At 40.2% G+C, this 6,939-nt stretch carries 8 protein-coding genes; 3 read left to right on the forward strand and 5 right to left on the reverse strand.

Going from position 1 to position 6,939, the window contains the following annotated elements; translation table 11 throughout:
* Positions 1-38 precede the first annotated feature (38 nt).
* Both TY49_RS10415 and TY49_RS10420 read right to left on the reverse strand, forming a co-directional pair.
* A complete protein-coding gene (locus TY49_RS10415) occupies positions 39-629 on the reverse strand; it encodes a class I SAM-dependent methyltransferase (RefSeq protein ID WP_232310433.1) in 591 nt (196 codons plus the stop codon).
* A 137-nt stretch (positions 630-766) separates the two neighbouring features.
* Entirely contained in the window at positions 767-1,900 is a 1,134-nt protein-coding gene (locus TY49_RS10420) for a zinc-dependent alcohol dehydrogenase (RefSeq protein WP_041965839.1), read from the reverse strand.
* Positions 1,901-2,044: 144 nt separating this feature from the next.
* Here TY49_RS10420 and TY49_RS10425 point away from each other — a divergent pair, with 144 nt between their 5' ends.
* Positions 2,045-2,245 carry a hypothetical protein gene (locus TY49_RS10425; RefSeq protein WP_041965840.1) on the forward strand — a complete coding sequence of 67 codons (201 nt, stop codon included), beginning with the start codon at positions 2,045-2,047 and terminating at the stop codon, positions 2,243-2,245.
* A 3-nt stretch (positions 2,246-2,248) separates the two neighbouring features.
* Positions 2,249-2,500, forward strand: a complete 252-nt coding sequence (locus TY49_RS10430) for a sigma-G-dependent sporulation-specific acid-soluble spore protein CsgA (RefSeq protein ID WP_023613968.1) — start codon at positions 2,249-2,251, stop codon at positions 2,498-2,500.
* A 228-nt stretch (positions 2,501-2,728) separates the two neighbouring features.
* Here the strand turns inward: TY49_RS10430 and TY49_RS10435 are convergent, their stop codons facing one another.
* On the reverse strand, positions 2,729-3,589 hold the full coding sequence (locus TY49_RS10435; RefSeq protein ID WP_041965841.1) for a YihY/virulence factor BrkB family protein: 861 nt from the start codon (positions 3,587-3,589) through the stop codon (positions 2,729-2,731).
* Between the two features lie 495 nt (positions 3,590-4,084).
* Positions 4,085-4,840, reverse strand: a complete 756-nt coding sequence (locus TY49_RS10445; RefSeq protein WP_041965843.1) for a TraR/DksA C4-type zinc finger protein — start codon at positions 4,838-4,840, stop codon at positions 4,085-4,087.
* A 152-nt stretch (positions 4,841-4,992) separates the two neighbouring features.
* Here TY49_RS10445 and TY49_RS10450 point away from each other — a divergent pair, with 152 nt between their 5' ends.
* A complete protein-coding gene (locus TY49_RS10450; protein ID WP_041965844.1) occupies positions 4,993-5,772 on the forward strand; it encodes a hypothetical protein in 780 nt (259 codons plus the stop codon).
* A gap of 66 nt (positions 5,773-5,838) precedes the next feature.
* Here the strand turns inward: TY49_RS10450 and TY49_RS10455 are convergent, their stop codons facing one another.
* Positions 5,839-6,609, reverse strand: a complete 771-nt coding sequence (locus TY49_RS10455) for a 3D domain-containing protein (RefSeq protein ID WP_041965845.1) — start codon at positions 6,607-6,609, stop codon at positions 5,839-5,841.
* Positions 6,610-6,939 lie beyond the last annotated feature (330 nt).

Raw genomic sequence — 6,939 nt, forward strand, 5'->3', positions numbered from 1 at the left:
AGTGTATGGAGAAGAGTGAAGGGCGTGCTTGCTTCCGTTTATTTCGGATTAAGCCCCTCATATTCAACAAAAATACCCTTAAAATACTTCTTTTCTTTTACCATTATAATTCCGGATTCCTTCATATAGCGACCTGTATCACGATTTAAATGGCAGCCATCACATAGCCGTTTCCACGTGGGAGTCAGGACATCCTGCAGTGCCGCAAGCGATTTCGATTCGGTTCTGACATGCTCAAAGAGGACAATTTTCCCACCTTGTTTACATATTCTTCTCATTTCCTGAAAAACTTTTTGCGGATCACTAACAGAACAAAGAACAAGCGTGGCGACAACTGTATCAAACTCATCATCATTGAATGGTAGTGTCTCTGCCATCCCCTGATGGAACTCGACTGGCAATTTTAATCCATTCGCCTTGCGCTTTGCCTGCTCAAGCATATAAGGATTTGGCTCCAATGTTACCAACCGTTCCACCTTAACTTTAGAATAATAAGGAAAATTCGCACCAGTACCTGCACCAATTTCAAGTACGTTTCCCTCTATTCCAGAAACTATTTTTTTCCTGACTCTTGCTATCCATTTCTTCTCAAGAGGGCCCATGAGTTTATCATAAAAAAAAGCAAACACTTTTCCCAAAATTAGTGCTCCTAACTATTACTGTTTTCATCATTATAATAAAAAAGGCCCTGCAAAAGCTATTGCTTAAGCCAGGACCTTTGCAGCTATATCGGCTACCTGTTGCAAACTAATTTTTCAGTAGAAACTTAAGGCTTTAATACTACCTTGATACAATCATCTTTTCGATCATTGAACATCTCATATCCTTTTGCTGCATCTTCAAGCGGAATCTTATGCGTGATGATGTCAGTTGGGTCGAATTCACCGTTTGTGACCATATCGAATAGTTTTGGCATGTAGTGAATAACCGGAGCCTGTCCCATTTTCATCGTGATATTGCGTTCGAAGAATCGGCCAAGCGGGAACATATTATACCTTAATCCATAAACACCGGTAATTTGTACGGTTCCAAATTTGCGTACAGCTGTATGGGCTATCTCCAGTGCGGAAAGGGTACCTCCCTGCAGCTTCAGCTTTTGTTCCACTTTTTCCACAACAGACTTCTTTCCATCCATACCTACACAATCAATTACTACGTCGGCACCCCCGTCTGTCAAGTCCTGGAGGAATTTCCCCGGATCATCTTCCTGTGTAAAATCAAAGATTTCGACACTATTTGTTTTTCTAGCATGCATAAGCCTGTAGTCTAGGTAATCGACAGCGATGACTCGTTTTGCACCTTTCATCCAGGCGAATTTTTGCGTCATCAATCCAATTGGCCCGCTGCCAAGAACAATGACTGTATCGCCCTTTTTCACGCCAGCGTGCTCTACACTCCACCAGGCTGTTGGGATGACATCCGACAGAAACAATAACGATTCATCCTCAAGCTCACATGATTCAGGTACTACAAATGATGTGAAATCAGCGTAAGGCACCTTTAAATACTCTGCTTGCCCCCCAGGGTGATTGCCATATTGTTCGGTGTAACCAAAATATGCCCCTGTATCCTTGTATTCATTAGTGTTATCACACTGGCTTTCCATCTGATTCTGGCAGTAGAAGCATTCACCACATGAAACATTGAAAGGAATGACCACACGGTCCCCTTTTTTCAAATTCTTAACGCCAGGACCCACTTCTTCAACAATACCCATTGGTTCATGTCCAATGATGTAGCCTGGACGGAGAGGCATGTTGCCCTGATAAAGATGGAGATCCGACCCGCAAATAGCTGTTGAGGTAATCTTCACGATCATATCTTGTTCATGTTCTATTTTTGGTGCTTCTACGTTTTTCACTTGTACGTCTTTAGAACCTTGATAAGTAACTGCTTTCATAATTCGCCACCCCATTCCAGTTAGGTACATTTTATGTTTCCCCCCAAGTTAACAGAGAAAACACTTATGGAAGTTTTTCCAATAATTAGCTCTGTACATAAACTACCCTTCAATAAAGCAAGTTATAAAATGGAGGTGTTGAAAATGAAAAATAAACAGCCTGGAAATAAAAAGGTTCCTGACTTCAAGGAAATGACAGACCGAGTTATCGCAGAACCCGCAAATGGACCACAGCTGGTCATAAAGACAAATCTGGATCCGAGTGATGCAACAGAAGAAAATCCTTATTTTAATAACGATCAAATCACCGACTCTGAACAATTCAAAGAATACTTCAAGGAGTAAACCATGGAAAAAACACAGGCTTATTTACGCGAAATCATTTCCAATTACACAGAGACGTATCCACTTAGCAAGAAGATTTATCAACGCTTAGAACAAGGAGGTTACCCATCTGAGGGTGACTTTGTCAGGGACCTAACCGCTGAAGAAATAGAGTTTCTAAATAAAATTCTCCCTGAAGCAATTGAGTATGCCAAAAATGAACTGGACGAAAAACGTGCTCAGCAATTAAATGAAGTATATGAGTTGCTTTATTGAAAATAGGAAGGGATTTCCCCTTCCGCCCCAGTCACTTCATATTTAAATAAAAAAACAGCAGAAAATCTGCTGTTTTTTTGTAATTTGGCTTTTTTTCACATTTATTGTTGCTTATCATATAGATCTAGTCGAACTCATACTGACAATTTTCGTGGCTCTTTTTTTACGGTTCCTTTAATGAAAGTGCTAATCCAGAAGCCGATTTTTATTCTTGTAATTAAAAGAGCCTTAACTATTTACTGAAGCTGCATGCTCTTCGATGGGCTCCTCACCAGTTTTGTCCCTGTGATAAAGCGCATTGATTTCCCCTCCAAGAACAAGGGCGAGTCCAGTCAGGAATAACCACAGCATCAATACGATGACTCCGCCGATGCTTCCATACGTGGCTGAATAGTTTCCGAAGTTGCTGACATAAAAAGAAAATCCAAGGGAAATCAGCTGCCAAACAACTGTTGCGAAAATCGCACCTGGTATTACATGCTTAAATGGATAATGTTTATTTGGAGCTACTCGATATAAACCTGCCAATACTGCTGCCATCACGATAATAGCGACAAGCCATCTTACAATGTTGAAAACAATATCAAATGGCTCAGGAATTTTGATAATCGATTGGACAGTATCCAATATCACACTTCCGAAAACCGGCAAGAGGAGCGCCACCACAAACGCCAATATCAGTCCTAATGTCAGCATTATTGATAGCAGTCTTGCCTTAATGAATGATCTCGTTTCCTTTACATCAAACGCAATATTCATAGCCTTTATAAAAGCGTTCATCCCATTTGATGCTGACCAAATCGTTCCTATGATACCAAAAGTAAGCAAACCGCCGTTTCGTTCGCTGACCAGTTTTACAACATTATCTCTTAATAATTCAGCAGATTGCGATGGCAATAATTGATTCACAACATTTATAGCTTTCTGGGGATCGATATTTAAATATGGAACAATGGCGATCAACAAAATCAGTAATGGAAACAATGCTAGCATATAATAATACGCCTGTTGAGCAGCCAGTCCTGTTGCACGGTCTTTTTTCAGCTCGCCCAGCAGGCTCTTTGCGTAGTACTTAATTCTCTCTTTCAATTATGGCTCACCTCTCATTGACTTTTAAGTATGCTTGTCTTTTCCCCGTCATGAGAGGTTTTAATCATGACAAAAAATCCTATTATAATGCAAGGAACAAAAAGCGCAAGCGCCTCGTTCAGCCCCGACAAAGAAGCGCTTTTTGCTTCTGCCGGCGGAGTTGAAGTTTCGAAGTTTCTAGGAGGCGACACTAGACAATTTCGAAAAGCGGAGGCGACTGCCCAACTCCGACAAGCGCTGCCCGCCTATAACGCCACATCCTGTGGCTGGCGGGTCTAGCACGTCCTGTGCCTCGGAGGGCCTGACAGTGAAGTCTTTCTTTGACTTGACAGGACCGAAGCGTCTCGAGGAGTTAGGAGCCGCAGCTAGACAAGCGACTCGAGGGGCTAGGCGCTGGAGCTGGATTAAGAAAACTCCATGTAGTTCTCCACAACTAAATAATTTTATAATTTTCTAAGAAACAAAAAAAGACCATCGCTGGTCTTTTTCACTTTTCTACTTATCGCCCTCTACATATGGATCATGTTCGTAAGCAGGCAGGTCGCCAAAGGATGTCATAATTCCCTCTTCATCGAGCTCGTTTTCGTACTTCTCATGCTGCTTATTCGGGTAAACGGTTATTTCTTTACCGGTAATATCGTTACCAATAAAATTCTCAAAATCCTCAACATACCCTACGTTCTCTTCTGACTCAATATAAGTGTCATTATAGTGATTCTGTGGCGTCACAAAATCAGAAGGAGTTTCGGATGTACCCCAGCTAGAAACCTCTTGCCAGGAATCTTCTGCATCAAAGGCGACATTTTCATCCTTGTTATCAAGATCGAATTTTCCAAAAGGAGGCATTAGCACACCTTCTTCTATAGGTCGGTTATGGGAAACGGTGCGGTCAGGTGTATGTTCAATACAAAAGGTCGTTTCTGGTACAGCTTGAAGACGCTCATAGGGAATTTCACGCCCGCAAGCCTCGCATTTTCCATATGTTCCTTTTTCAATCGCCTGTATGGCTTTATCTATACTCTGAATTTGATATTCTACATGGTCGTTCAGTGCAATATCCTTCTCCCGTTCATATAACTCGGTTCCTTCATCCCCTGGATGGTTATCATAACTCGAAAGCTCACCAGTTGACTCATGAGCATGTCCACTTCTCAGGTCAAAATGGTCATTACCGTCAAGGTGGGATTCAAGATCTTGTTTGTTTTTGAGAAGCTCTGCCTTGAATGCCGACAGTTGCCCTTGTGTTAACATATCAGCTGCTCCTTTCTTTAAAGCGGTTTTTATTAGCTTGCTGCAATCTGCTCTATTTAATAAAAGGTAATAAGTGTTATCTTTCCCGCAAGTACCATTATTGCAAAAGAATTCATAGTATATATGACAACTTATAACGAGGAGTGATGCCTATGCCTTTATTTGTAAATGGATATGTTTCACCACAGGTTTTTAGAAATAACGATAAAATCGCAGAACAGAGCAACCAGGAGAAATTCCGTCTAAACTATTTACAAGAAATCCTATATGAGCAGCAAAAGTTCAATGATGAATTAACTGGTAGCGTAACAAAATTCGATCGTAACCTGGAGCATAACAGACAAGAACAATATACTCAGTTTCAGGAAATGGTTTCATTTTTGACCAAACAAGAGAATATTTCAAAAAGAGTCATGGAAAATATCTCTGATCAGAAGGAATCCACCTCAGAAATCGATGATAAGCTGATAAAACTTGAAGAAATGCACGAACAATTTGCAAAGGCTCTCTTGAATCGTGAGCTTACAAGTGAGGCGATTTTAAATCAGCTTGCCCATCAGCAATCAATGATTCAGGACTTGAATCGAAAGCTTCTCGAATACGAAGATGTCACTAATGCTCTGGTTATCCAGGCTCAAAAGCAGGAAGAACTGCAGGATATGCTGGCAAAACATTCGGATTTACAGGGTATTTTCCATGAAACAATCATGGAACGACTCGGGAAACAAGATGCTGTTGGCGAAACAATCACCGATCAACTTGGCGACATCAAGATATCTTTATCGCAAAAAGCTAACTCAATCCTTGAAAAAATTGAAGAACAGTCCTCCAAATTCTCACAGTTTTTCTTAAGCCTTATCATGCCCAATATCACTCAAAAGAAAATTATTAAAGGTAAAACGTTTAAGACAAAAACAAAACAGGAAAAATAAAAAAAAGCATTGGCAAATTGCCAATGCTTTTCCAAACTAAATTCAAATCCAATTTTGTACTAATTTTTAATCCAAGATTGTAACTTTCACTTGCTTTCTTCCCCACTGAAGAGCAGCGCTTTGAGTAGGGATAAAGACATCAATGCGGTTTCCTTTGATGGCTCCGCCAATATCTTCAGCAGTGGCATAGCCATAGCCTTCAACATATACTTTAGATCCAAGTGGAATAACAGTTGGATCAACAGCAATTACTTTTGCATTTGGGTTTGCTTTCAGGTTCACACCTGTCTTTGTGATCCCTGAGCATCCTGTGCAATTTGCTGTATAAGCTGTCGCTTCAACGGTAATCTGGTTTGTCGCTGCTGCAGGCTTTGTTGCAGCTGGTTGTGCTGTGACCTGAGTTGCAGGTGCAGCTGCGGGCGTTGCAACCGGAGTTGCAGCCGGCTTGGCAGACTTTTTCTCAACCTTCATGTCAGCTGGCATGTTTGTATACACTGCCAGACTCATTCCAGGATGAATAAGGTCGGATGATAATTTATTCCAATCTTTAAGATCATTTACTGTAACACCATAAGCCTTAGATATACTCCAAAGCGTATCACCTTTTCTAACTTGTGCATATTTAATAGGAGATACTTCTAGTAAATCGTTTGGATGAATTACATCACTCGATAAGTTATTCCATTTTTTCAGAGAATCTACTGTTACGCCGTATTCCTTAGAAATACCCCAAAGTGTATCCCCCTTATGTACGACGATTTCCTCTGCCTGTGCTTGTGTGCCGGCAGCTCCAGAAATTGCCGCTGCTGCAACCAAAGATAATAATGACTTTTTCATTTGTTTGCCTCCCATCGGCTAATTTTTATCACGTGAATTATCGTAACATAGAATTTCGGTACAAAAAGAACAAGCATATTTAAATTGGATTACGAGAATAACAGAATTATAACGAGAACATGTCATATTTACTGAAAATTCCGTCTACATAATACTTTCGTAGGAATAATTCTAGTTTATTTGAAAATTATTCTATACTTTTCTTCTGTAACCATATTTTTCTTATATAAAAACTGTTGTCTTATTTAAAAAAATTTTCTTTTCATGACATTAAACTTGATGCAACCTGCATTGATTTTAAAAGGATCGTTTATATGGATATGTAAAAAA

Source organism: Mesobacillus selenatarsenatis SF-1 (assembly GCF_000813125.1).
In the GTDB taxonomy this organism is placed as follows: Bacteria; Bacillota; Bacilli; order Bacillales; family Cytobacillaceae; genus Mesobacillus; species Mesobacillus selenatarsenatis.

Coding starts and splice junctions, on each gene's coding strand:
- TY49_RS10420 (WP_041965839.1), bottom strand. CDS start 1,900: ATGAAAGCAGTTACTTATCAAGGTTCTAAAGACGTACAAGTGAAAAAC.
- TY49_RS10425 (WP_041965840.1), top strand. CDS start 2,045: ATGAAAAATAAACAGCCTGGAAATAAAAAGGTTCCTGACTTCAAGGAA.
- TY49_RS10430 (WP_023613968.1), top strand. CDS start 2,249: ATGGAAAAAACACAGGCTTATTTACGCGAAATCATTTCCAATTACACA.
- TY49_RS10445 (WP_041965843.1), bottom strand. CDS start 4,840: ATGTTAACACAAGGGCAACTGTCGGCATTCAAGGCAGAGCTTCTCAAA.
- TY49_RS10450 (WP_041965844.1), top strand. CDS start 4,993: ATGCCTTTATTTGTAAATGGATATGTTTCACCACAGGTTTTTAGAAAT.
- TY49_RS10455 (WP_041965845.1), bottom strand. CDS start 6,609: ATGAAAAAGTCATTATTATCTTTGGTTGCAGCAGCGGCAATTTCTGGA.